At 41.3% G+C, this 24,924-nt stretch carries 14 protein-coding genes; 3 read left to right on the top strand and 11 right to left on the bottom strand.

Features of this window, described 5'->3' with window-relative positions:
- Window positions 1-4 precede the first annotated feature (4 nt).
- From ACK2WI_RS12800 to ACK2WI_RS12845, 10 genes are all read right to left on the bottom strand, one after another.
- Window positions 5-1,432 carry a glycosyltransferase family 2 protein gene (locus ACK2WI_RS12800; protein WP_409151188.1) on the bottom strand — a complete coding sequence of 476 codons (1,428 nt, stop codon included), beginning with the start codon at window positions 1,430-1,432 and terminating at the stop codon, window positions 5-7.
- A complete protein-coding gene (locus tag ACK2WI_RS12805; RefSeq protein ID WP_409151190.1) occupies window positions 1,416-2,615 on the bottom strand; it encodes a HEAT repeat domain-containing protein in 1,200 nt (399 codons plus the stop codon). Before ACK2WI_RS12805 ends, ACK2WI_RS12800 begins: the two co-directional genes overlap by 17 nt.
- 624 nt (window positions 2,616-3,239) lie before the next feature.
- A complete protein-coding gene (locus tag ACK2WI_RS12810; protein ID WP_409151192.1) occupies window positions 3,240-3,884 on the bottom strand; it encodes a helix-turn-helix domain-containing protein in 645 nt (214 codons plus the stop codon).
- Between the two features lie 1,026 nt (window positions 3,885-4,910).
- Window positions 4,911-5,774 (bottom strand): family 16 glycosylhydrolase, encoded by an 864-nt coding sequence (locus ACK2WI_RS12815; RefSeq protein ID WP_409151194.1) that lies wholly within the window; start codon window positions 5,772-5,774, stop codon window positions 4,911-4,913.
- Between the two features lie 34 nt (window positions 5,775-5,808).
- Window positions 5,809-6,735, bottom strand: a complete 927-nt coding sequence (locus tag ACK2WI_RS12820; protein ID WP_409151196.1) for a hypothetical protein — start codon at window positions 6,733-6,735, stop codon at window positions 5,809-5,811.
- Window positions 6,736-6,746: 11 nt separating this feature from the next.
- Window positions 6,747-8,267, bottom strand: coding sequence for a RagB/SusD family nutrient uptake outer membrane protein (locus ACK2WI_RS12825; RefSeq protein ID WP_409151198.1), 1,521 nt, complete (start codon window positions 8,265-8,267; stop codon window positions 6,747-6,749).
- Between the two features lie 12 nt (window positions 8,268-8,279).
- Window positions 8,280-11,399: a SusC/RagA family TonB-linked outer membrane protein gene (locus ACK2WI_RS12830; RefSeq protein WP_409151200.1), complete on the bottom strand. Its 3,120-nt coding sequence runs from the start codon at window positions 11,397-11,399 to the stop codon at window positions 8,280-8,282.
- 289 nt (window positions 11,400-11,688) lie between these two features.
- Window positions 11,689-14,595, bottom strand: a complete 2,907-nt coding sequence (locus tag ACK2WI_RS12835) for a triple tyrosine motif-containing protein (RefSeq protein ID WP_409151202.1) — start codon at window positions 14,593-14,595, stop codon at window positions 11,689-11,691.
- A 150-nt stretch (window positions 14,596-14,745) separates the two neighbouring features.
- Window positions 14,746-15,660 carry a hypothetical protein gene (locus ACK2WI_RS12840; RefSeq protein WP_409151204.1) on the bottom strand — a complete coding sequence of 305 codons (915 nt, stop codon included), beginning with the start codon at window positions 15,658-15,660 and terminating at the stop codon, window positions 14,746-14,748.
- Between the two features lie 69 nt (window positions 15,661-15,729).
- Window positions 15,730-16,989, bottom strand: coding sequence for a family 16 glycosylhydrolase (locus ACK2WI_RS12845; RefSeq protein ID WP_409151206.1), 1,260 nt, complete (start codon window positions 16,987-16,989; stop codon window positions 15,730-15,732).
- 493 nt (window positions 16,990-17,482) lie between these two features.
- Here ACK2WI_RS12845 and ACK2WI_RS12850 point away from each other — a divergent pair, with 493 nt between their 5' ends.
- Window positions 17,483-17,677 carry a hypothetical protein gene (locus tag ACK2WI_RS12850; protein WP_409151208.1) on the top strand — a complete coding sequence of 65 codons (195 nt, stop codon included), beginning with the start codon at window positions 17,483-17,485 and terminating at the stop codon, window positions 17,675-17,677.
- 79 nt (window positions 17,678-17,756) lie between these two features.
- Here the strand turns inward: ACK2WI_RS12850 and ACK2WI_RS12855 are convergent, their stop codons facing one another.
- Complete coding sequence (locus ACK2WI_RS12855) at window positions 17,757-21,881, bottom strand: two-component regulator propeller domain-containing protein (protein WP_409151209.1); 4,125 nt, start codon at window positions 21,879-21,881, stop codon at window positions 17,757-17,759.
- Window positions 21,882-22,174: 293 nt separating this feature from the next.
- Here ACK2WI_RS12855 and ACK2WI_RS12860 point away from each other — a divergent pair, with 293 nt between their 5' ends.
- Window positions 22,175-22,537: a PKD domain-containing protein gene (locus tag ACK2WI_RS12860; RefSeq protein WP_409151211.1), complete on the top strand. Its 363-nt coding sequence runs from the start codon at window positions 22,175-22,177 to the stop codon at window positions 22,535-22,537.
- A 557-nt stretch (window positions 22,538-23,094) separates the two neighbouring features.
- On the top strand, window positions 23,095-24,747 hold the full coding sequence (locus tag ACK2WI_RS12865; protein ID WP_409151213.1) for an FAD-binding dehydrogenase: 1,653 nt from the start codon (window positions 23,095-23,097) through the stop codon (window positions 24,745-24,747).
- Window positions 24,748-24,924: the final 177 nt, after the last annotated feature.

The following is a 24,924-nucleotide window of genomic DNA, read 5'->3' on the forward strand; positions in this document are numbered from 1 at the left end:
CATATTATGTTGCGGTGTTTGTGTTTTTATTTGGTGCGTATCCCTGTCGGGTCATCTGACCCCATTTGAAATCCTTTTTGCTGATGTACTGTACATAGCCTTTCAAGGTGAAAAAAACCACCAGAGGGTGATATAAGAAAGCCTCTAGTGCAGCAAAGAACACCAGCTTGAGATATTCCCAGAAATTTCGATACAACTTTCCTAGAACTAAATCATTGGAAACAGTGACTACGGAAACCACCAATCCGATTAAATAGGCATAGAGCAGCATCATCCAAAAGGTCTCGAAGTTAACCTGATTGGTTAGCATTAAAAACAAGAAGAATAGAAAGCCCACAAATTCAATGATTGGCGCCAGGAACTCAAAAAAAACAATATAAGGCATGACGATCAGTCCCATTCTTCCATAATCTTTGTTCAAGAGGAATTTTCGGTGATCTACGATGAACTGAAGCATCCCGCGTCCCCACCTTGTTCTCTGCCTGTTCAAGAGGCTTATATTAGGAGGCCCCTCAGTCCAACATAGACTATAAGGGCATTGAACTATTTTATATTTCCTTTTGTTCTCCCGCATAAACGCAACCATCCTCACGGTCATGTCCATATCCTCCGCATGAGAGGAAGAATCAAAGCCCCCAGCGGAGATTACGACCTGTCTATCAAACAGACCGAAGCCCCCAGAGACATTTGGAATGCAGTTGATCATCGACCAACCCATTTTTGCAACTAGATATGACCTTAAATATTCAGTTTCCTGGAAAAGTGGAATCAGTCGACTCGGCGCTTTCACCCGGGTTATCCTTCCTTTCTCGACCTTACAACCATTTACCATGCGCATGGTGGCTCCAACAGCGATAACTTGTGTGTCGGAATCAAGGACAGGAAGAATGATTTTGCTCAAGGTGTCCTCAGAAAGGATACAGTCTACATCTGTATTGATGAAATGATCGTATTGAGCAATATTTACCCCTGCATTCATGGCGTCGGCCTTAGTACCCCCATTGACTTTATCGACCACAATAAGCTTACTGAATTCGGGATTGCTGGATCGAAAAACCCTTTTTATGGGTTGACAGAACACCTTGTAGACATAGTAATAGGGGATTTCCGTCAGTTCGAATTCCTCTTTCAAGATGTCGAGAGTCCTGTCGGTACTACCATCATTCACGATGATCACTTCAAATGTTGGATAATCTAGATTCAACAGCGAGTGAACACTGTCTGAGATAATCACTTCTTCATTAAAGGCAGGTGCAACAATTGATATTCCTGGAGCTTGGTCAGGATAGTTCTTCAAATAGTTCTCTTCCCGCTTCGTGTATTTAAATCGATAGCGAATCGTTTTGAAATAGCTCATTACCATTAATGCCAGATAGAAGACCGCTAGGGTCGTGGCATAGAAGTAAATCAAATAGTTAAAGAAATAGGCCATTGGATTGATATTGTGCTACTGTAAAGTTCTTTTCATTGGTTACTTGTGCTAATAGCATGTTTTCAGCTTCCTTTTTGTTCTTTGACACCTCGTTTTTAAGTGTTTCAAGTGCCTGTTGGCCCTCGATCCCATGTTGGCTGATCGCTCTCGCAATGTTTAATTTGCTGTTATTATCATCAGTTGATTTGTAATTCTTGACCAAGAATGCCAATGACTCCTGGCAAGGCAATATGGCCATGGTCCGGATAATGGCCTCACGGACAACCGTAGTCTCCATGGTATAGTGATCTATTAATTTAGGGATACCTTCAAAGTAACCCAGCTCGCCAATGGTTTCCACCATTTGGACACGGATATCTCGGTTCTCGTACTTGTCCAGCAAGTCGATCAAGGTCTCCGAGGCTTCTTCTTGTTTGAAATATCCAATTTCTCTCAAAATGAAGATGATATACTTAGGGTTCTTGGAGCTATTTACCCAGCGCAACAGGTTTGGTAGTTTTCCGTCCCTTGATCTCTTGATTAAAGTTGAGTGCAGACGAAGCTTGTCTAATTGGGTAAACTCCTCATCGAAGTTTTCTTCCATAAAGCGGAAGGGGTTATAATTGTCTTGATTGGTATATAGATCTCTTGCGGCTTTCCGGATATCCTTGTTTTTATGGAAGGTTGACTTAGAAAGGACACCGGTATTTACACCATTGTCAAATTCGCCAATGACCAACAAGGCTTCTTTTCTTTTATCAAAGCCTGAGTTTCTAATTCTTTTCTCCCAAAAGCCCATTAGGCCTAAGGCTTCAAGACAGTTCTTGTAATTGAGGTCATTGAATTGGCCGGTTTTAATCAGTTCGTGTTTTACTTCCAATAAAACATCGGTTACATAATCGGATTTCCAATTTTTCAAATTCGTGATGTTGAACTCCAATAATCTTTGGATCTCTTCTTTTTCGTAGATCGAAGGGTTTTTTATGATAAAGGAAAGTTTATCATAGAAATGGTCCGAAGTTTTCTGTTTCTTTCTCTCAGTCCTGTTTAATTGATAGCCTATGACTAATAGGCGGCCAAAAGCTAGTAGGGTTACTACTATTAAAAAAAGAACCATTATAAAAGTGACTCTAGCGATTGGCGGGTATCCGCTGAATATAGTACCTATATAATTGAGGTAGTACATGATATATTCAAAGTTCATAATCAATATTTTTATTATAATTAATTAAAAGGCAATCTCTTGATTTTGCCTAGAATTGGAGGGAAGTGTAACGTATAATTGGCGTTGCATTTCATCGATTCTCGCTTGGACAAAGCTCATTAATTAGGATTGGATTAATTGTCTCATTTTCTCCGGTTTCGGAAAACATGACAATAACGGACACCGATATTTAGGATGAGTATTAGCCTAGTTAAATATATATGACGTTGATATTCAGATGTCTATATTTTGAACTGATGGTTTTTCAAACTATTTGGTGGAAAACCAAATTTACTATTAAAATAAACTTTTTCCGTTTTGTTAAGCAGCTCAAAAAAGGACAAATGGGGTGGACAACCCGTGTACATTGGGCTATAATCAAAATAATCTGAGCCTAGATAATTCCCTGAGAGAAGCCGATTTTACTTGGAGAGAAATAGGAAGGAGGCTGAAAAATAGATCAGCAATAAACCTTGCCCATGGCAGCTGCTTTTAGAATGGTTAATAATTGGTTCTTTTTGAGTGGCTTTTTTCTTTCTCTGGAAAAGAGGAATGCTTGCTAGGGCTAGGATAGCAAACTGTATGGAAGCTCCTGATTGGGGCCAGGTATAGGCTCGGGGATGATTATTGAGCTATAAGTTGGTCATTCCTGAACTTATGTGGTGAACAGCCATGTATGGCTTGGAAATTCCTGTAGAAGGAAGCCCGGGAACTGAAACCGCATATACTGGCTAGATCCTCGATGGTATGGTCCATCACGCGGTCCTTGAGCTTCTTCTCTGCATAAGCCATTCTTAATTGATTGATAAAGCTCGTATAGCTTTCTCCGTACTCGTATTTTAAGAATTGACTCACATGTCGGATCGGGATCCCTAAATCAGAACTGAACTTTTCTTTCGTTAGCTCACTATCGAGATAACCCAAGGAATTGACAAATTCTATAATCTTTACATTGTATGCCAAGAACAGCTCTGAATTCGGATGGGAAGAATTGGATCTGTGTTTTGCGGGCTGGTAATAGTTGATATCATAAATTCCAGGCTCACTTTCCCTTTCTACTAGGGTGAGTTCTGCACGCTGGTAATTAATATTTGCCGAATAAAGGACGGTTAAAGTAGTTAGGAATATGCTGATTAAGATGAGCCTACTTGCCCAAATAAACTCTATGTCCTTGGTAAAACTCGTTAATGCAAGGAATATTATGCTAATGATAGAAGCAAATAGAAAGATGACAACGAGGCGGGGAAGAAATTCTATCCTTTCCTTCAACTTTGTTAAAAAGTATTTGGGAGGAATAAGGACAAAATAGATCAGAAAATGTAGTAGAACAAAGCCCGAATTAAATAACGGGACAAAGTTCAGGAAGGAATTATATTCGAAAGATAAGTTGTTGACAAATACCAGATAAATAATAAAAAAACATACAAATGGAATTAAATGTACCCAGAGATTTTTTTTGGGGATGCCACGAAGACTACTTGAAAGCACCATGAGCGCAGGTCCATACAGAAAACCAATTGGAATGTTGAGGATGTAAAAATGTGCTTCTTCATCAATCAGAAATAAGAAGGGGATGATCGTTAAAAATAGAACGGTTAGTAATAGAATGGTGCAAAGTCCCCAATGTTGTGCTTGTCTTTTTACACCATGTATAAACTTCAAGACGAGCAAAATATTGAAAACTAAAAATATGGAGATAAGGGATAAAATCATGTCTTACTTGCATTTAATAAATATTCTGATTCAAAATTCTATTAACAATTGGTCAGATATTTGGGAGCTCTATCTATTCTAATTTAACTTTTTAAATCCCGAAAGAAAAGATAAATTAACTTTCATTTAATCTTTGTAGCTTTTTGTCTACTCCAAAACGACCATGTAGTTAATTGCTTATTTAAAATGTCAAGTTTTTAATTTTTATTTCCTTGCAGATGGTTTTAGATTAATAATTAGGATAAATTGTATCAAAATAATAATAGGTTAAGAGATTCCTGTTGTAGGAACGCAGAGTTTTAGGGCTATAAAAATTGAAATTGCTTGATTCGCCTATTAATCTGGTTATAAGTCTTATAAAAGGACTACGGTTTGCAATATTTGGATTACAAGGGATAGCCCACTATGCTTTTGGAGAAATTTTGGCTATAAAAGAAAGGAATTCTCCAATGTGAAGCCTGAAGAACAAAGATAAAGGGGCAAGATCTAGCTTAATCACCATAGCTATTTCTCACCCCCAATCATCACATCAGTAACAGTATTTAAGGTACAAATACTAGCCACTTAAAACGATCTTCTTAATTACGGATTCAATAATTCATAAACCCGTACATAATCTACCTGATAAACATTCGGAAATGAATCTTCATCAATGCCTTTCAAACCTCCCCAGTTACCTCCAACGGCTAGGTTCAACAACCAATGGAATTTTTTATCAAATGGCCATACATCACTACCCTTGCCTTCATTCGGGAAGTGTAGGATCTGTTCTCCATCTACAAAACCCCTAATATAATCTGGCGTCCAGTCAACACGGTACTCATGGAATTCGGTGGTCGCATTTTGAATCTTCTTAATGGCTTCTTTTTGGGTTCCTTTGATGTGGTTGTAATCATTGGTGTGCATCGTGATGTGCACTACATCCGGTTCATAGCCTACATGTTCAAGGATATCAATCTCTCCGGATGCTGGCCAAGCGCCATACGCCCAATCCGTTGGCAACATCCATGCAGCAGGCCAAGTACCTCTGCCAGCTGGAACCTTCGCCCTCACCACAAACCTGCCGTATAGGAAATCACCCTTTCCCTTGCTGATCAATCTAGTGGAAGTATAGTCCGCACCTTCAAATTTTTCTTTAATGGCCGTAATGCTCAATATGCCATCGGCAATATTCACGTTCTCCGGACGGGCATTGGTGTAGTATTGCAATTCATTATTACCCCAACCATTATCACCTCTACCTACATCATAGTTCCATAGTTCGGTATTGGGCAAACCATCCTTGTCGAATTCATCAAACCAAACCGGTGCCTCCGAGAACTTATATTCTTTCGGTTTCGGAGCCGGAGGAGGCTCAGGAATAACAATGTTGTTCACATTTGATTTATCTGAACAGGACAGTAATACAAGGATAGGTAAGATCCAAAAGCTCATATTTCTCTTCATTTTTAAATTGTTTATTAAATAAAACTGATACTGATTAGAATGAACGTAAGGTCATGGTCCACCAAGCGTCTCCGCCAATGTTCACACCGACCTTAAGAATATCATAACCAGCTCCATCTTTATTTTTGGTCATCTCCAATATATCATATAGCACATAATCATTCGCAGGCCCTGTAGGGGTCTCACCGCCGTTATGAGCCTTTTTAACTCCGATATGTGCACCTTTACCAACTAAGCGCAATTGGCCAAGTTTTTTGACCCCAGTCCCTTCAGTAACAGAGAATTTGAAATTCCCAGAATTCCATAATGCCTGTTCACCTTTTAAGTTTGTAGCCGGTTCACAAGTGGTAGTCTTATTGCCTAGGTAACCATCCGCGAAGTAATCGCCTTTGTTATCGTAGGCAAAGGTTCCTTCTGCATTGAAGGAGAAGGTAAATTCATCATTGAATTCACAGGCTCTGCCTGTAACTTCGCCTGCGCCACTGCTCCACCAATCTCCATTGTCTGCACCTGGGCCTACTTTAAAGGCTCCTGCTTGAGGATTTAACTTCCAAGTCTTCTTGGTACAGCTGGCAATGAAACCCAGCGCTGTCTTAGCATCACAAGCATTAGGATCGTTTTGTTTAACCGTAACAGGCTGGGTCACACTTGCCATTCCGCCTTGCCCCACTACATCCAATTTTACATCATAATTGCCCGCAAATATCAAAGCGACTTCTACAACATCGCCTGTAAGTTTCTGTCCACTCGATACGATTGTCCAACTGGCAATCGTAGGGGTGTTGGTCGTGTTTGTCAACTGCACACGGCCTGGTGAAATTTCCACAGCCTGAAAGGTTGGTTGCGGTAAAGCGCTTAAAGTGAGGTTATCACCCTCTGGACGACAGGCAATCACGATCATCGAGAAAAGCATGATCTTCCAGAGATTTGCATTAAATATTTTGTTATATATCGTTTTCATAATTCAGTCAATTATTTCGTGCCTCCGTATTCTTTGTTTTGCTCCAATTCCGTATTATCTAATTCCAATAATGGGATTGGTAATACTTCATGTTTCCCCGCTACAAAACCTCTAGCTGATAAGGCAGCTGCTGCATCTCCCCAACGAACTAAGTCGAACCAACGCTGGCCTTCACCAGCTAATTCAAGCCTTCTCTCGCGTTTGATGTTCGCGAAGGTTGCAGTAGTTGCCGGCAGGCCAACTCTCGCTCTCACAGCGTTTAATAGGGCCCCAGCGCGCGTTATGTTTCCATTGCCTCTAACTAAGGCTTCGGCTTCCAACAGATAGGTATCAGCCAAGCGGATATCATAAATATTCTGTGGGAAGTTAAGCTCAAATGATCCGGCGCCAGTCCATCTGTTAGACTCTCTACCAGCATATTTCTCCAAGAAGTAGCCTGTATCCATATATCCAGGGGTATAGGATGCTTTACCATCTGCTTGCAATTGATTCATATCCGCAACGGTATATTGATACCTAGGATCTCCTTTTAGCAAGTCCACAAGGCCGGTAGTCAAAGGCAGGAATCCCCAACCAGCGACATAATCAGGAGCTCCTGAACCTGGCGCATATCCGCGGGGACCAATCATGATATTCAAGATATTGCCTTCTGTACAATCGATACAGCCCCAGTCTCCAACCGAAGTGTTGGTAAAGGAGATCTCCATGATCGACTCGCTATTGAACTTATTGCTGACCTTAAAAAGGTCTCCATAATTAGCTAATAACTTGTAGCCATATTTGCTGGTTTGTCCCGGTTGGCCATTCACTTCACTGAATTGTGCAGCAGCTTCCGTGAACTTCTCCTGTTGCAGATATACCTTGCCTAATAAGGCTCTTGCAGTCCCTTGTGAAGCTCTACCAGCTTCAGTCCCTAAGTCTATGTTGATCGGAAGGACCGGAATTGCTTCTGTTAAATCTTTCTCCATTGCAGCGAAGACCTCTTGTGGTGCCACTTGAGGAGTTGTATAAATGGCATCACCTACAAGCGGGCTCAGGATTAATGGGATATTGCGGAAGTAACGGATCAAGTCAAAATAGAAATACGCTCTAAGGAACTTCGCTTCTGCGGTAAACCTAGCCTTTTCATCATCACCCATAGGGATATTCGGCAATTTCTCAAGCAGTACATTCGCCCTCATGATGCCCATATAACCTCTACGCCATAAATCTTCTTGAGGACCCACCGCTGGGCTCACCGAATAATTGGACCAGGCCTGGATATTTGGTAAATCTGAGGATCCACCACCACCTGCAAAGTGGTCATCAGAAGCCGCAGAAGCAGCTAGTATTTTGGTCACATAACTTGAACTCTGGAAACCCACCACATCGTACACCGCGACAAGACCGTTATAGGCCTCTTGTCGATTCCTATAATAGTTTTCTTCTAAGTCGGTACCCCTAGGTTTTAGTTCCAAAAAGCTATCAGAACAGGATTGCCCCAACAAAGAGAAAGCAATAAGTATGAGGAATAATTTATTATTTAATTTCATCACTAATCTAGATTAAAATGCAACATTAAGACCGAACATATATGACCTTGCTTGCGGATAGATCCCGCGGTCAATACTCATGATACCGCCCCCTATTTCCGGATCATAACCTGTATATTTTGTAAATGTCAGCAGGTTTTCAGCCATAGCATATAGCCTAATTTTTTGAAGGCCGATTCTCCTGGTTATGTCTGATGGTATAGAATAACCGATCTGAACAGTTTTCAAGCGGAAGTAGCTTCCGTCTTCCAAGTAGAATTCGGAAGGATTCGTGAAGTTGTTGTTCGCATCCGCATCCGTTAAACGTGGATAGTCATTCGAACTTCCTTCGCCGGTCCATCTGCCCAACGCACGGGTAGAGTAATTGGCATTGTTGATGTCTAGCCTTCTCAAACCTTGGAATACCTTGTTTCCTGCTACCCCTTGTCCAAAGACTAAAGCATCAAAATTATTCCATTCCAAGTTCAAAGTAAATCCAAAAGACCAGTTTGGTGTTGGATCGCCGATAAAGGTTCTATCATTGGCGTCGATGGCTCCATTGCCATCCAAGTCAGCCCATTTGAAGTCTCCAGGACGTGCATTAGGTTGAATCAAGGCACCATCCGCATTTTTATAAGCTTCTATCTCGCCTTGGTTTTGGAAGATTCCCATCGTTTTGAATCCATAGAATGAATTGAAAGCTTCACCTACCATGGTACGGGTGATGTTGTAGGTCGATGCCTGAAATCCAGCCCCATTCAAGAAACTAACGCCCGCACCGATATCGGTCACCTCATTTTTTAGATAGGAAGCATTTCCGTTCAAGGAGAAATTAACTTCGCCTAATCTGTTTTTATAGCCTAACTCCAATTCTACCCCTGTATTCTTCATATCCGCAACATTGGCAGCCGGGTTTCCAATCGCCCCAACATAACCTGGGATACGCGGGTTCTGTAAAATGCCTGTTGTTACTTTATTGAACCAATCAAAAGTCAAATTGAAATTCCTTAAAAAAGACAACTCCAAACCTATATTGGCTTGACTGGTTTGCTCCCATTTCAAATCAGGGTTTGATGGTGCATTCGGGCTATTTCCTACTGTGTAGATATCAGTCAATCCGATAGTGTAATTACGTCCACCACCAATAGTCGATAGGAAAGCAAAGTCACCGATGTTATCATTACCAACCACACCGTATCCACCACGGATCTTTAACATGTTGATATTAGGATTGTCGATCAAGAAATCTTCCTTGCTCACTACCCATCCCAAAGAGAAGGAAGGGAAAATACCATATTTGTTATTGGCCCCAAATCGAGATGAGCCATCCCTTCTGATCAATCCTTCAGCTAGATATTTTTCCTTGTAATTATAGTTCAACCTGGCAAATAATGAAGAAACTGTATGTCCCACGTTCTCATAGCCAGATGAATTCTTTTGGTCTGCTGGGATATTGTAATTCAGCGATGCATCATCAAAATTGTTGACAGGAATATCAAAGTAGGTTACCGAAATACCTCTTGCGCGGTTGTCATAGTATGCTCCTTGACCAACCAAAGCAGAAATATTATGGTCTTGAATGGTATATTGATAAGAAATGGTATTCTCTAAGTTCCAATCGAAGCCTCTATTGGTCCCACGAGAAAAGTCATTCTGCGCTCTTCTCATTACGGCATTCAGGTAATACACTGGATTGAAATTTTCATTTCCCCAGAAAGATAGCTTAGAACCTAATGTGGAACGGATCTTCAAACCTTTGATAGGCTCAATCTCGCCATATACATTTCCAACGATATTATCCGACCAACCATGGTTGCCTAGGCGGGTTTGGATGTACGCCAATGGATTCGACATTTCCTGCGCAACGAATTGGGAAATACCATAAGGATTTCCATTCGGATCACGAGGAACTGCCTGCGTAGCATACGGTAAGCTCGGATTATTTAGCATCGCTGGATCGGTAATGATCAATGGCGTAGTCGGATCCAAGTTGATCGCCGATGATAAAGGACCACCAAACTCACTATTGGTATTTCCCACACCTTGACCTCTTTCATGCGAATAGCCTAGGTTTTGACCGAATCTTAACCATCTAGCTACCTTATGCTCGGAGTTCAAGCGGATGTTTGTTCTTTTATAATTTGAAATCTCAGATGCTACAATACCTTCTTGGGTCATTAGACCGAAGGAAGTATAGAAGGTAGAAACCTCGTTTCCTCCACTCAAACTCAATTCATGGTTTTGACGGAAGGCATTTCTATTGAAAATATGTTCTTGCCAATCTGTTCCTTCTCCCAAAGAAGCAGGATCACTGAACGGAAGTGCATTTCCAGCGGCCAAGGCAGCTTCGTTTCTCAATGTGGCATATTCCGTGGCATTTAATAAACTAAGCTTCCTGGCAGGAGCTGAACTACCCAAAAAGGTATTGTAGTTGATGCGGATAGCTCCCTGAGCACCTTTTTTGGTCGTTACCAAGATAACCCCCGCAGCTGCTCGAGCACCATAGATCGCTTGCGAAGAAGCATCTTTCAGCACTTCGATGGATTCGATGTCCGATTGGTTCAAATAGCTGATCCCTCCAGCGTCCACAACAACTCCATCCACTACCCAAAGTGGATTATTGTTTCCGAAAGTAGTAAATCCACGGATCCTAATGGTAGAAGAAGCACCTGGCTCTCCAGAGTTAGACGCAATGGTCAGACCTGAAGCTCTACCCTGTAAAGACTGTTCTAATCGGGTAACCGGCATAGTTTCCAGGTCACTGCCCTTTACACTACTGATAGCCCCCGTTACGACGCTCTTCTTCTGCGTGCCATATCCAACCACAACGATCTCTTCTAGTTCGTCCAAACCATCTTCCAACTGGACGTTATAGACTCCAGATTGGCCCACTTCCACCGACTTAGAGATCTTCCCGATTTGGGAGAACCTCAGGGTCGCAGTAGTGCCCGGAAATTCAAGGGTATACTGGCCATCGGCATCAGTACTCGTAGCTTGTCTTTTACCTTCGACAGATACCGTCACGCCAGAGATGGGTTCTCCAGTACTTGAGGACGTTACCTGTCCACGGATCGATAAAGTCTGCGCTTTCAGATCCGTTACAGAAATACACATGCAAATCAGTATGAATGCATGTAAAATTTTTAATCTCATAAAAGGAAAATAAATTAACATGGTGATATAATTGAAAAATCATGCTGGCTTGGTTACGGGCCGATCATGATAAATCAAAGTTATATTGGGGAAGAATAGGATGTATTTTTTCAGTTAAACAATTACCACTACAGCAGAGAATTTTTTGACTCATTCAATCTTTTTTACACCCTACAGTAACCCTACAGCAGTCAATTTTAACATTGATTATCAATGTTTTATGTTGATGCTGTTCCGGAAAATGCTTTTTGCTTCATTTTTGGGAAATGAATCAAAAATCGACAACCTGTTAATTTGGCGTTTCAGGTTTGGCAAACTCCAATAGGTAGTTGTAGAGGTTGATTTCGGGATCAATCTTCAGTTTTTTTCGAAGTCTATATCGACTCACCTCAACCGCCTTTGCTGTAACATGCATCAGCTGTGCGATTTCTTTGGAGGACAAATTCATCCTTAAAAAAGCACATAACTGCAGCTCTTTCTGGGTCAAATCTGGATGCTCTTTCTTCAATCGCAAAAAGAAGTTCTCATTGGCATGGTTGAAGTGGATATTGAATTTCTCCCAATCATCATTAGTCTGTTCCGCTGAACGGATGATCCTCGTCAATTGTTTGAAATTACTTTTCAGCTCGGTATCCTTAATACCTTCCATAGATTTATTGATTCCCTCCTTGATCTTCCCAAGTGCCTCACCTCGCTGGATAATGTTCATGGTTAGATTAGCCAGTTCCTTGTCCATGTAGCCTATCTCGGCTTCTAGGTTTTGATTGCGCAATTTGATGACCTCTTTTTCTTTTTTCTCAATCTCCAACTGCGTGAGTTGCAATTCTTGCTGATGAACCCTTCTGAGTTTTTTGCGCTGCATAGCCAAGATCCAGAAAGGGAATGAAATAAAGAAAATGGCGTACAGCACATACATAATGGGATGCAGGTACCAAGGTGGGGCCACTGTGAAGGCAATGGTAGCTTCTTCAGATTCATTACCAACACCATTCCGGGACTTGACTTTGAATACATAGTCACCGGGCCTTAGATTCGTATATTCCTTGTCGCCCTTATTGCTCCAAGAAGACCATTTTGTTTCCAGACCATCCAATAGGTAACTGTACTCTACCTGCTCTTGTTGCTCATAATTTGTTGAACTAAACTCAAAGTGTACCGTATTGAAGGCATTGGGGATTTTACGTTCTTCGGCTTCCGTGCTTCCATTTCCGCCATAAAGAACCTGTTCCTCTTTCGCTCGATTCGATATCTTGATCAGACGGAGCAGCACATTCGGTTTGATCGCCTTCTCCAAGTATCCTTTATAGTTCAGAAGGATTCCCCCTTTTTGGCCATTGATAAAGACATTCTCTAAATCATGTACATAAACGGATTCAAATCCACCCAAGATCTTTCCATTGAGCATTGGGAAATGGTTGAGCACAAATGGATGATCCTTGCTAGCCTTCGAATAGTCCAGAACGCTCAAGCGCTTATTGCTGACGAACCAAATATTGCCAAACTTGTCCTCCTTCATGTATTGGATTGGCAAATCATAAAGGGCTTCAAAATCCGATGATTTCACAAACTGATCTGCTTTTTCATCATATTCATAGATAAAATTAGGATTACAAACAATCACCTTGTTCTTGATGAAAAACAGATAATTATGAAGGGTAGAGGATGCTGCTTCTGGAAGGGTATAGGCTTTTTCTTTGACGACCTCCTTGAAATCTTTCGACAACCAAAGTTTAGATACCCCGCGGTAAGGATGGGAAACCCAAACCGCATTCGCATTATCATCATAATGGATGAATCGCAGCGATTCGTTGGATTTATGGATATGGCCTAAATCATTAAAATTATTACCATCAAAGCCTATTAACCATAAGCCAGCATACGTGCCCGAAATCAGGCGCTCAAAGGGCAGTACCCTCGTCGTCGCTTTATGTAGCCAAGTTCCAATTGATCGATAGATTGCGGTGGCTTGGTCCCCCTTGATTTCAAAGCTACCGTCTTCATGCGCCATTAAAAGCCTTCCGTTAAACTCATTTAATGACCAAACCTGACCATCGCTATGTGCAATCTTTTTGAAGTTGGCCTGAGCCATGCCTATATCCAGGCCGGCCGTCCCATTCATCAGATCAGTAGCATAGAGCCCATTCGATGTTCCAATAAAAAGACGATTGCCAAAAATTAAATGCGAATAGGCGCTGATCGTGGTGTTCTGATCCGGTTGGATGTATCCCACGCTGCTGTTGATGGTGATATAATCAATCCCGTCATCCGTTGCTAACCAGAGATTGGAGTTTTTGTCGGTAAATATAGAACGGATATGGTTGGTCTGCAGTCCGCCTTTGTAGACGTAATGTTGCATCACATCCCCAGAAGCATTGATGATAAATAATCCGCCAGAATTAGTGCCTATTGCGTATCGTTCATTATCAAGATCTTGCAGACATGAAATACGATATGAATTGAGGTTGGTATAACCCTTTATGATTTTAGGTGCTATATGCCCATTGATATAAGTATACAGACCATTCCTTAGCGTAGAAATAAGTAAAGTATCCGCATTATAACTGACGATATCCGTAATCACATCATTAGCAATATCCGTCGATTTCAGTATGGATTTCCAGATACCATTTTCATATTGCATCAAGCCCATTTCAGCTTCATAGGCATACATATCCCCATTCACTTGCCCCAAAAATTGCCAACTGCTGCGGGCTCGATCCACGATCATCTTTTCATGGCTGAGCCTAAATATGTACAGGGAGGTATGAAAGAATATATTATCGCCTAGGATCTCTGTATGCCATACATCAGAGAAAAACCGTTCAGATTCCTGCAGCTTCTCCCTCAAGGAATGGAATACCAACATGCCTTTATCATCAGCTTCAAAATAGCCCAGCTCATCCTGTCCGCCTACATATATCCGATCATTCTTGTCAATGGCAACAGAACGTACCACTGTGGCGTTAGGAAGGGGGTAAATCCGCCAATTTCTACCGTCAAAGCTCAGCAAACCTTCATTGTTTCCAAAATACATGACCCCTTTAGAGTCTTGGGCAACACACCAGTTCTGCAATCCGCCCTTATAGATGCTGCTGGAATAATTGAAAATCTGTGGTTTAGAAATTGTGCCTTGAGCTAAGCAATCCAATGAAATAATTGATAATACCAGGAACAGAAATCTAAAGCAATAGTTCATAAAATAGAATTGGGAGATAACCTATAGGTTAAAATTTGTCATGTAATATTACAAAATAAATCTTTAAAATGTTCCCTAAGTCTTATAGATGCTGCTAATGGCAGAATACAAAGCATATCGAAGGATAATTTTGCTTGATTAAAGGGCTTTTTAAATTTCAAGGAAGTTAAATATTACACCTATTCTTCCTTGCCAATAACTTCGAGTTACCGCATTCAACCTTGTATAGCCTTGGGTTCCATCGGCCATAAAGGCCAAATCATTACCATCCCCGGTATGGGCATAATGGTAGCCTAGGTCCATTAACAAACTTATATTTTTATTGATCGTCCAAATTGGCACGATTGATCCATATATCTGATAGCCCTTGGCGGAATGCTCGAAGCTCTTTGGATGGGCAAATTGCATCATCAAGTTCCAATTTCCTTCTGCGTCATAGTCTATCTGATGGTATTGAACATTTGTCTGGATACTTAATCTTTCCAATGGCCTATAAATTAAGTTCACACCGGCATATGGCCCTTTCCAATTGGTCTTATACGAGCTGTTTAGCTTCATCCCCCCTTGCTCAATCGCTTCATCAGACAACCAATAGGTATGCGAAGAAAGCTTGTATCCAAGCAAAGGCAGGATATCAAAGGTTTTACTCGGATGAAAAGCGTAGGCTACATGTGCGTAAAAGGAATGGTCAGATCCTTTTTTATTCTTTATTTGGAGTTGATAGGAAGGGTTTGTTCGATTATCTCCTAAATAATCGATGTCTGAAACATTTCCGCTCAAGGTTCTTCCAAGACTTCCAGCAACTTCTAAGGAAAGATCGGGCGTAAATTTATATCGAGAAGCAATGGTAAAGTCAGCAATAACCAAATCAGTCCACTTCAACTCTGATCTGATATTCGGACTGCCCCCTTCTAAATTCTCTGCAATGGACCAATCGGTTTTTTCAAACCTAAATCCGGTTTTGCCCACAAAAATCAACCGATCATTAGTCTGGCTAAAAGCCAAAGAAGGTATCATGAACCATGTACAGGAAAAAGCAATGAAAATATTTCTGTAATTGAACATATTTCAGGTTAACAAAAACACCAGTGATCCACAGGACCACTGGTTTCTTTGGGAATTTATTAATGATAACTAATTGTATGTGAAAGTTTCCCATGCTTGCGGAAAATCCCGTTGGCAGGTCATTGCTTTTAATCCGTCTTCTGAAGAGACATATTTTCCGTTATTTCCTTTCAGTGCCACTTTACCATCAGGCATGACCTCCCAAGTGAATTTCTCCCACTCCCCGATGTTCTCTCGGCTACAGGTAATCGGATTAAGCCCATTTTCGGAAGAGAGGTACTTGTTCATGCTGCGTAGAGCAACCTTCCCATTTCCAGCATCCACCACTGTAAATTGCTCCCAAGCTTGTGCATTTGGTCTGTTGCACATAACAGGGTTTTTTCCGTCTTGTCCACTAACAAACTGATTATTGCTCCCTTTCAGGGTAATGGTGCGACCCACCGGTGATGAAGCATTATCCATCTTAAAGACACGGACATAATCTACTTCCATTCTTCTAGGCCAAATATTAGGATCAGGATCTCCACCCCAATCCCCACCTACAGCTAGGTTTAAGATGATATGAAAATCATGGTTAAATGGCCATGAACCCCAACCGGAATAGTCGTTATGGACGGTATAATATTTATTGTTGTCGACAAAAAAGTCGATGCGGTCTGGAGACCATTCCACCGCATATACATGGTAATTCGAGGTCGCATCACCCACATAGGTTTTTCCGGTGCGTTGGTTTCCGATCCTGAAATAATAATCCCTGCTATGGACTGAACCGTGTATATTGTTCTGGTCTTTGCCGACATGCTCTAAAATATCGATCTCGCCACAGTTTGGCCACCAATAGTTGGTGGTATTGTTCCAGCCGTATTTGGTTTCATCATTAGGATAAAGCCAAAAAGCTGGCCAAGTCCCCCAACCTGAAGGAATCTTAATGCGAGCTTCCATTCTGCCGTAAGTCCAGCCAGCCTTAGAATTTAACCGACCTGATGTGTATTCATGTCCATTGGCCCAATCCCGTCTTGCTTCGATGATCAGGTTCCCATTTTCTACACGTGTGTTTTCAAGCCGATTGGTATAAGCTTGTTTTTCATTGTTTACTTGTCCTGGATTCCAAATGACATGGCTCCATTTTTGACTGTTAGGTTGTCCAGTGTAATTGAACTCATCAGACCAAACCAAGCTGTAGCTAGCCGCACGTGCAGACGTCTTGAACTCTTCGGTTTGGTTCTCTGTAATTGTAGTTTCCTTTTCGCAGGAAACAATGCCGAGCAATGTAAAGAGGGACATGGCCCAGGGGATGCTCTTTGTCCATTTAATTTGAAAGATTCTCATAATAAATTTGGTTTATAGTTTAATTGTGATTTTCTTTAGCATTGGTTAATCAGAATCCCTGATTCATGCCGCCCAAATTCCCCAAGACGGATTAAAATTTCGAGATAGGAAAATCCATTATTAAAGTTCCAACAAAACTTTTATGCGAGAGTAAAATCTAGACCCTACTTTGTCACTACAGTTTGGGACTTGTAGCGATATTTAAACCAAAAACATACAGACAAAAACACTACATGCTGCTGTTAAGCAATTAAGCTTCAGTAATTTAGGATTTGTAAAATTTTTATTACTTCATTCGGTTTTGGATCGCTTCTAATTGCTTAAAAGGGGATGTACTAGTGAAGAGTATTTTATTAGAGGATTATTCTCCATACAATCTCTTTAAACAGATGGCATGATTGTATTGGTGAAATTTTTCCCTTATGCGGCTATTCGATAAAGAACAATCTTGTTTTTTAGTAAATTAGAGGAGTGCCTCATTAATTGGTTTGAAATGGAAATTACAATAAAAATAGATAAGCGAAGTAAGCAAGCAAAGGTATTTTATGAGTATCTGAAAACACTTCCATTTGTTGAGATCAAAGGATCACGTTATAATAAAGAAACAGAAAAGGCAATCATTGAGGCTAAATCTGATAAAACCACCAAAATTAGTCTAGATGATTTTAGGAAAAAGCTTTATATGTAATGTTCCGGCTTGAACAAATAAAAAACAAACGAATTCCAATTTTTAATCATAGTGTACCCTACACTCTTGCCAGCGTAACTTACCTCCTAACCCCCTTCATATACTCCGAAGGTGTCTCCCCAAACTCTTTCTTAAAGGCAGATGTAAAATAAGAAGACGAAGATATACCCACCCTGTACATCACCTGAGTAATGGTTGTATCCTCACTCAATAGAATCTGCCTAGCTCGTGCCATTCGGGTCTTGCGCACATATTCAGATATATTATACCCAGTGATTTCCTTGATCTTTTTATAGAATTTTGACTGGCTCATTCCCATTTCCCGACTCAAAACTTCCACCTTCAGGTTGGGATCGTCCAAATGCCTTTCCATAATTTCCATCAGGTTATGGATAAATACCTCATCCCGCTTTTGCTGAACCATGGAAACAGCAGATCGTTGAAAATCTTGGATATGCCTTTCCTTTTGGTTCTTCCCTAGCTTAAACAGATTGACAATGGTCAATCGGAGCAACTGCATGCTGAATGGTTTTGTTAGATACACACTGGCTCCATGAGCGAGCCCTTCCAACTTGGTTGTGGTCTCTTCTTTTGCCGTTAGCATGATAATCGGGATATGACTATGTGCTGGGCTTCCCTGGAGCGTTTGGCATAATTCCATCCCATCCATTCTGGGCATCATCAGGTCACTGATGATCAAGTCTGGCAACTGTTCCTTCAAGAGTTCCAAAGCCTGTTCGCCATTTTCTGCTTCCATGATGTCGTAGTCCTGCTCTAGGTTTTCGCGGACAAAAGCCCTTAGCTCATGGTCATCATCAACCAGGAGGATCTTTTCTGAATTGGGATCATGGTTTTGATTATCGTTAACATAAAGGCTCGCAGGTACTTCTTTAATGTCCAGCCCCTGTACCGGGCTACTTTCTTTTGGCATTTCCTCAAATGTAATCTCTTCTTCTGCATAATCTGAACGTCTATAGGGAATGCTCACAATGACCTCCGTGCCTACCTCTTTTTGGCTAAAGACCTGTATATATCCACGATGATGGCTCACCAAGCTCTTTACAAAGGCTAGCCCTATTCCCGAGCCCATGTGCTCCTTGGAGATCCTATAAAAGCGCTCAAACAATCTTTTTGAGGCCTCTTTATGGATGCCAATACCTTGATCGGCAACCAGGATATGGCAGTAATGCACATTGGGCAATGCTTTGCCAATCTGTAAGAGCGGCTCTAACTCCGTAACATGATACCTGAGGCTGCTCAATAATGAAATCGTTACCGTACTGTGGTCAGGTGAAAACTTAAAGGCATTATTCAGCAGATTGAGCACTATTTTTTCGATTACCTTTCGGTCGCAATAGGCCATTTTCTGGATCTTGGGCAGGTCGACCTGTAGCTTCATGTTCCGCTGCTGAGCCATTTCCGTAAAGTCTTCCGCAATATCGCCCAGCAAGCTGTTCATATTGCACAAGCTCACCTGTAAGGTCCGTAATCCGCTTTCAATCTTTTGGAAATCCATGACCTCATTGATCAAGCCCGAAAGTCGTTCGGCATTCTTTTCCATCAATCGATGGCTTTTTTCGACATGTTGGTTGCTTCTTATGTTTTCTAGGGCACCCATGATCAGGGTCAGGGGTGATCTGAATTCATGTGAAATATTGGTAAAAAACTGCGATTGTACCTCATGGATCTCATCCTGTTGCAAGAGTTTGATCTTACGGATTTCCAAGTTGCGGTACATATTCAGATAGAAAGCGGCAATGCCCAAAGTCAGGCAGATTAGCATGGCCCTGAACCACCAGCGTTGCCAAAAAGGCGGCAGGATGCTGATCTTGATGCTCTTTCCCGTTTCGTTCCACAGCCCATCATTATTAGAGGCCTTGACTTTAAATATGTAATCGCCCTGACTGAGGTTTGTATAGGTTACCGACCTCATGTCTTTGACATAATTCCAATCCTTGTCCAGCCCAACCATCTTATAAGCAAATTGATTTTTAGGACTTGCTATAAAGTTCAATGCCGTATAGGCTATCGTGAAATTTGCTTGATCATAGGCTAAGATGATCTCTTCGGTTGCCCCAATTTGCTGGGTCAGTGGCGAATGTTCCTGATTAGGTTTTTGGCTCTTATGCGAAATCTGGAAATCAGTAAAATAGATCTCTGGAGCAACCAGGTTGGTCTCTATATGATGCGGATCCAGAACATTGAACCCATTGTAACCACCGAAAAGCAATTCCCCGTCGGCTGTCTTCAGGCAAGTATTGGGTCCAAATTCCATGCCCTGTAGGCCATCGTTTAGATTAAATTGCTTGATATCCCGGCTTTGCAGATGGTAGCGGTACAGTCCGTTTTTGCTGCTGATCCATAGATTGCCGCGATCATCCTCCAAGATCCCCTGAATCGCTTCATCCCTTAAGTTCGATTCTTTAAATATAGGCACTATCCGATCCTGGGCCTTTTCATATTGGAACAATCCTTCTTGGCCAATCCACAGCTTGTTTTGTGAATCCTTGAAAATAACCCGCACTGCATTGGTAGAGCTGGGGTAATTTGGGATTTCGGAGAAATTATATTCCTTTAGGTCCTTGGTATTGGGGTCATAGACATGGAGAATTCCAGCATCGGCCCCAAGCCATAATTTTCCCTCTGTATCTTCCTCTATGCTGTAATAGCTTCGTCCCATGGCTATTCTTGGGTCATTTTTGTTCCTCCAATTTACCTTTTGGAAGCTATTCTTTTTAGGATCAAAGAGATTGAGTCCAGCATAGGAGGTTGCGACCCATAGGTTTCCTTTGCTATCTTCAAATACCCTCCAGACGTAATTTGAACTAATGGATTGGGGTCTTTTGTCATCATGTACAAACCTTTTGAATGTATCGCTCTTCCGATCAAAAAGGTTCAAACCAGCACCCCAAGTACTGACCCAAATATTGCCCTTCCGATCTTTCATGATATGCAGGACAGCATCGGAACCAATGCTCTTTTCATCCGTCGGACTGTGTTTGAAATAACTGAATCGGTCGGTTTTCCGATTCCAGCTATTTAATCCTGCTCCATCGGTGCCGATGAGAATGGTTCCGTCAGAATCCTCGTAAAAAGTCTTGACATCTCTATAGCTCAAGTCTCGAAACGGAATACCATCCCCATAAAACTGGAAATTGTCCATCAAGGGATTGAAATAGTTGATACCAGATCGATGTGTCCCTAACCAGATATTTCCTTGTCGATCCTCAAAAATGGAGGAGATGGTTTTTTGCGATATGCCGCTTGGATTGTTGGGCTGGTTATCATACCGATGGAAACAATCTTCTTTATCATGATAAAGGTTTAAGCCTCCGTTTTCCGTACCGATCCACACTTGCCCTTGCTGGTCAAACTCCAGGCTTTTGACCACATTGCTCGAAAGGCTCTTGTTATCCAATGGATTATGCTCATAGCGTGATACTTCATGACTGTCGAAATGCACTTTGAATAAACCTAGTCCAGCCGTACCTATCCAGATATTGCCCTTTTGGTCTTGCCGAATTACTTGGGCATCCCTTATTGAGCTCAGTAAGGGGTAGGTCTTCTCCACGTTTTCGATGCTTCCATTGGAGTTTTTAAGGAATAGGCCATGCTGCTGTTTGCTTATCCAGAGCCTATTTTGTTTATCCACGAATAGAATTCCAAATTCGTTCTTTGGGCAATTCTGCATCACAGGATTTTGAGGGATATACCGCTTGAACTTATTTTCCTTTTTGGAATGTGTAAAAAGCCCCTCATTGCTGGATACCCATAGGTTTCCAGCCTGATCTTCAACAAGACCATAGATGTTGTTGCCGACCTCTGTGGCATTAAAATAATAGGTCAAGAAGTTGTCCTTTAGGGGATCATAAAGGTTGAGGCCATTGGAACTGGAGATCCAAAACCTATCTTGTCCATCAATGAACAGGCCATTGATAAAGTTGTCGCTCAGACTATGCGAATCTTGGTAATTGTTTTTGTAAACGCGGAATTGGTACCCATCATATCGATTCAGGCCATCTTCGGTACCAAACCAAATAAAACCTTCTTTATCCTGTATGATAGCTTGTATGCTGCTACTGGATAGACCATCCTCATTACTCAGGTGGTTAAATTTTATCCTTGTCCTGATTTGCGAACTAACGGTTGATACACAAAAACTACAAAGACATAGGATCGAAAAATATGTAAGAAACTTGTACATTTTTTTTCACTATGAATTAGGATGGCCCACTTAAAAATAATGAAATTAAAAATTATTTAATAATAAATGTTTTAAATAAAGAATTAAATATTTTGTTGATTTTGTTCTTTTTTAGGCTGTGTGCTGATAAAATTTGCCTTTTTATATTTTCCATTAACTGGAAATATTTTCGGATAGAATATCAAATCAAGCAAAAAGAAAAACGCATTCAGCAAAAGATTCCAGCCTGATTTAGCTCAATTTGGATATCCAAAGGGGATTCCAAAGAATTTAATAACCATTATAAGAAAACAATGAAAAGAGCAAACAATTTTGTGCGGAAGGCCTGCTTTATTATGACCTGTCTACTCATCTTCTATTCGTGTAACAACAGGGGCGAAGATGTGGAGGAAGTAAAAATGCCCAAAGCTAATTTTTCATTTGAAGTTGATAAAGAAGCCAAGCTTTCGGTCCACTTCAAGAATGAATCCCAAAATTACAGCTCCTTATCTTGGGACTTTGGTGACAAATGCGGAAAATCAAATGAGGAAAACCCAACCTATACCTGTTTCCACTCTGTACCTATTTTGCAAACCGATTCCAAACCCAAAAGTAATGGAGCCTCGGGTAGGCTGATTGTCGATTGGGTTGCCGGATATAGTTATAATGTCAGTTAATTAATTAAGTTTCATCAATGCTCGCGGAAAAGCCTGGCTGTTTTTGAACAGTCGGGCTTTTGCTATTTTCGACTGTTTTTGCCTCTTGATATGGGTATATTTTTGGGTAATAAACTCTTGAATTTATAGAGGTTTTATTCGAGACATATTCGAGACATATTCGAGACACATTCGGGAAATGGTCGAATTTTATCCCCCAATGGATCGGAACATTTCGGCTGTGCTGAGATGATTCCCGAATATGGGTAAAATAAGGTCCGAGCGGAAAGTTATATCCCCAACATGTAATTAGGAAAAAGCTAGTATGGGTTGCTTGCTTATGCTCGAACTATATCCATGTGTTTCGCTTGTTGTAAACTAAATGTTTTCCGTGGAACATTATATAATTATTGGTAAGAGTGAACTGAAACGCCTGAATTTCTCATGATTATGCGACTTGAAATTGAAAGATACCCATCAAGATGCTACTGATTTATCCTTAAAAAAGCCCATTGTTCTGGTTTGAGGCTTAAATATCTAAGGATTATTTTTCCTATCTTTCTTAAAAAAAATCAATTATGAGCCAATCCACTACCCTAATCATTGGAACTGGCCTATCGGGTTTGGTTGCTGCCTATGAAATCACAAAATCCGGTAAAAAGGTCATTATGTTGGATCAAGAGAACCGGAATAACTTGGGCGGTCAAGCATTCTGGTCTTTTGGTGGTCTGTTTTTTATCGATTCTCCGGAACAAAGAAGGCTGTCGGTAAAGGATTCCTTTGCATTGGCAAGGCAAGATTGGATGGGGAGTGCAGCATTTGACAGGCCTGAGGACCATTGGCCAAGGCAATGGGCAGAAGCTTACCTGAAGTTTGCCCATCAGGAAAAGTATGATTATGTCAAAGGTTTAGGGATGCGGTTCTTTCCAATAGTAGGTTGGGCGGAAAGAGGCGATGGTAAAGCACAAGGCCATGGAAATTCAGTGCCTCGCTTTCATATTACTTGGGGAACTGGGCCTGGCGTGGTGAAGCCTTTTGCAGAGCATGCCTTGGCCATGGAGAAACAAGGCTTGCTGGAGTTTAGATTCCGACATCAGGTAAATCGCTTGGAACTAATATCTGAGGATTCGATTAAGGTGTTTGGGAATCAGTTAAAGGAAGATGATTCGGAAAGAGGGAAGGAAAGCAATAGGGAAGTCATTGGTGCTTTTGAATTTGAGGTAAACAGCGTGGTGATCGCAAGTGGCGGAATAGGTGCGAACTTGGAAATGGTGAAAAAGCAGTGGCCACCGAGATTAGGTACTCCGCCGGAGAGGATGGTCTGTGGAGTTCCTGCCTATGTGGATGGGAAGATGTTGCAGGCGGCTGAAGCGGCCAATGTGCGATTGATCAATAAGGATCGGATGTGGCATTATACCGAAGGACTGGAGAATTGGGCTCCGATATGGCCTAATCATGGTATTCGGATTCTTCCGGGACCTTCTTCCATTTGGTTGGATGCCTATGGTAAGCGCTTGCCGGCTCCTTTTTATCCCGGTTTTGATACCTTGGGCACGCTTAAACATATACAAGATACCGGAAAGAGCTATTCCTGGTTTATTTTGAACCAGAGCATCATCAAAAAGGAATTTGCCCTTTCAGGATCGGAACAAAACCCTGACTTGACCAATAAGGATTATAAATTGATCGTGAAAAGGCTGTTCGGGAAGAAAGCCACTGCACCGGTGGAAGCCTTTAAAGAGCATGGAAAGGATTTTATCGTGTCCAATTCCATTGAAGATCTTGTGGAACGCATGAATGCCCTGAGTGGAGAAGGTTTGCTTCATTTGGAGGAGGTGCGAGCGATTATTGAAGCGCGGGACTTGGAACTGGACAATAAATTTAGCAAGGATTTTCAGGTGAGTTATCTTCAGAACACCCGCAGGTATTTTGGGGATAAGATAGCGAGGACGGCTAAGCCGCATAAAATACTAGACCCCAATCATTACCCTTTGATTGCGGTACGCTTGAACATCCTGACCCGGAAAACCCTAGGGGGAATTGAGACGAATTTAAATGGACAGGCATTTAATCAATCCGGCGAGTGTATTCCTAATTTATTTGCTGTTGGAGAAGCTGCTGGTTTTGGCGGCGGAGGAATGCATGGTTACAATTCATTGGAAGGTACCTTTCTAGGGGGTTGTATTTTTACGGGAAAGAGGGTCGGGCACTATATAGCTAGTTCGCATTAGAATAGGTATCCCCATTATTTACCGGATAATAGTTTCTAAATATCAGGCATAAGCCTTGATAATCAGTGGATTTTTGAGCATTTTTAAAAACTTTAAGCGAAATTTTGTTTAAAATCGGATGTGTCTAACGAGTTTTTCAAATATTTTAACAAAATGTTTGAAAAATGAAAAACTATT

The organism is Sphingobacterium sp. BS-2 (genome assembly GCF_046161205.1).
Taxonomy (GTDB): domain Bacteria; phylum Bacteroidota; class Bacteroidia; order Sphingobacteriales; family Sphingobacteriaceae; genus Sphingobacterium; species Sphingobacterium mizutaii.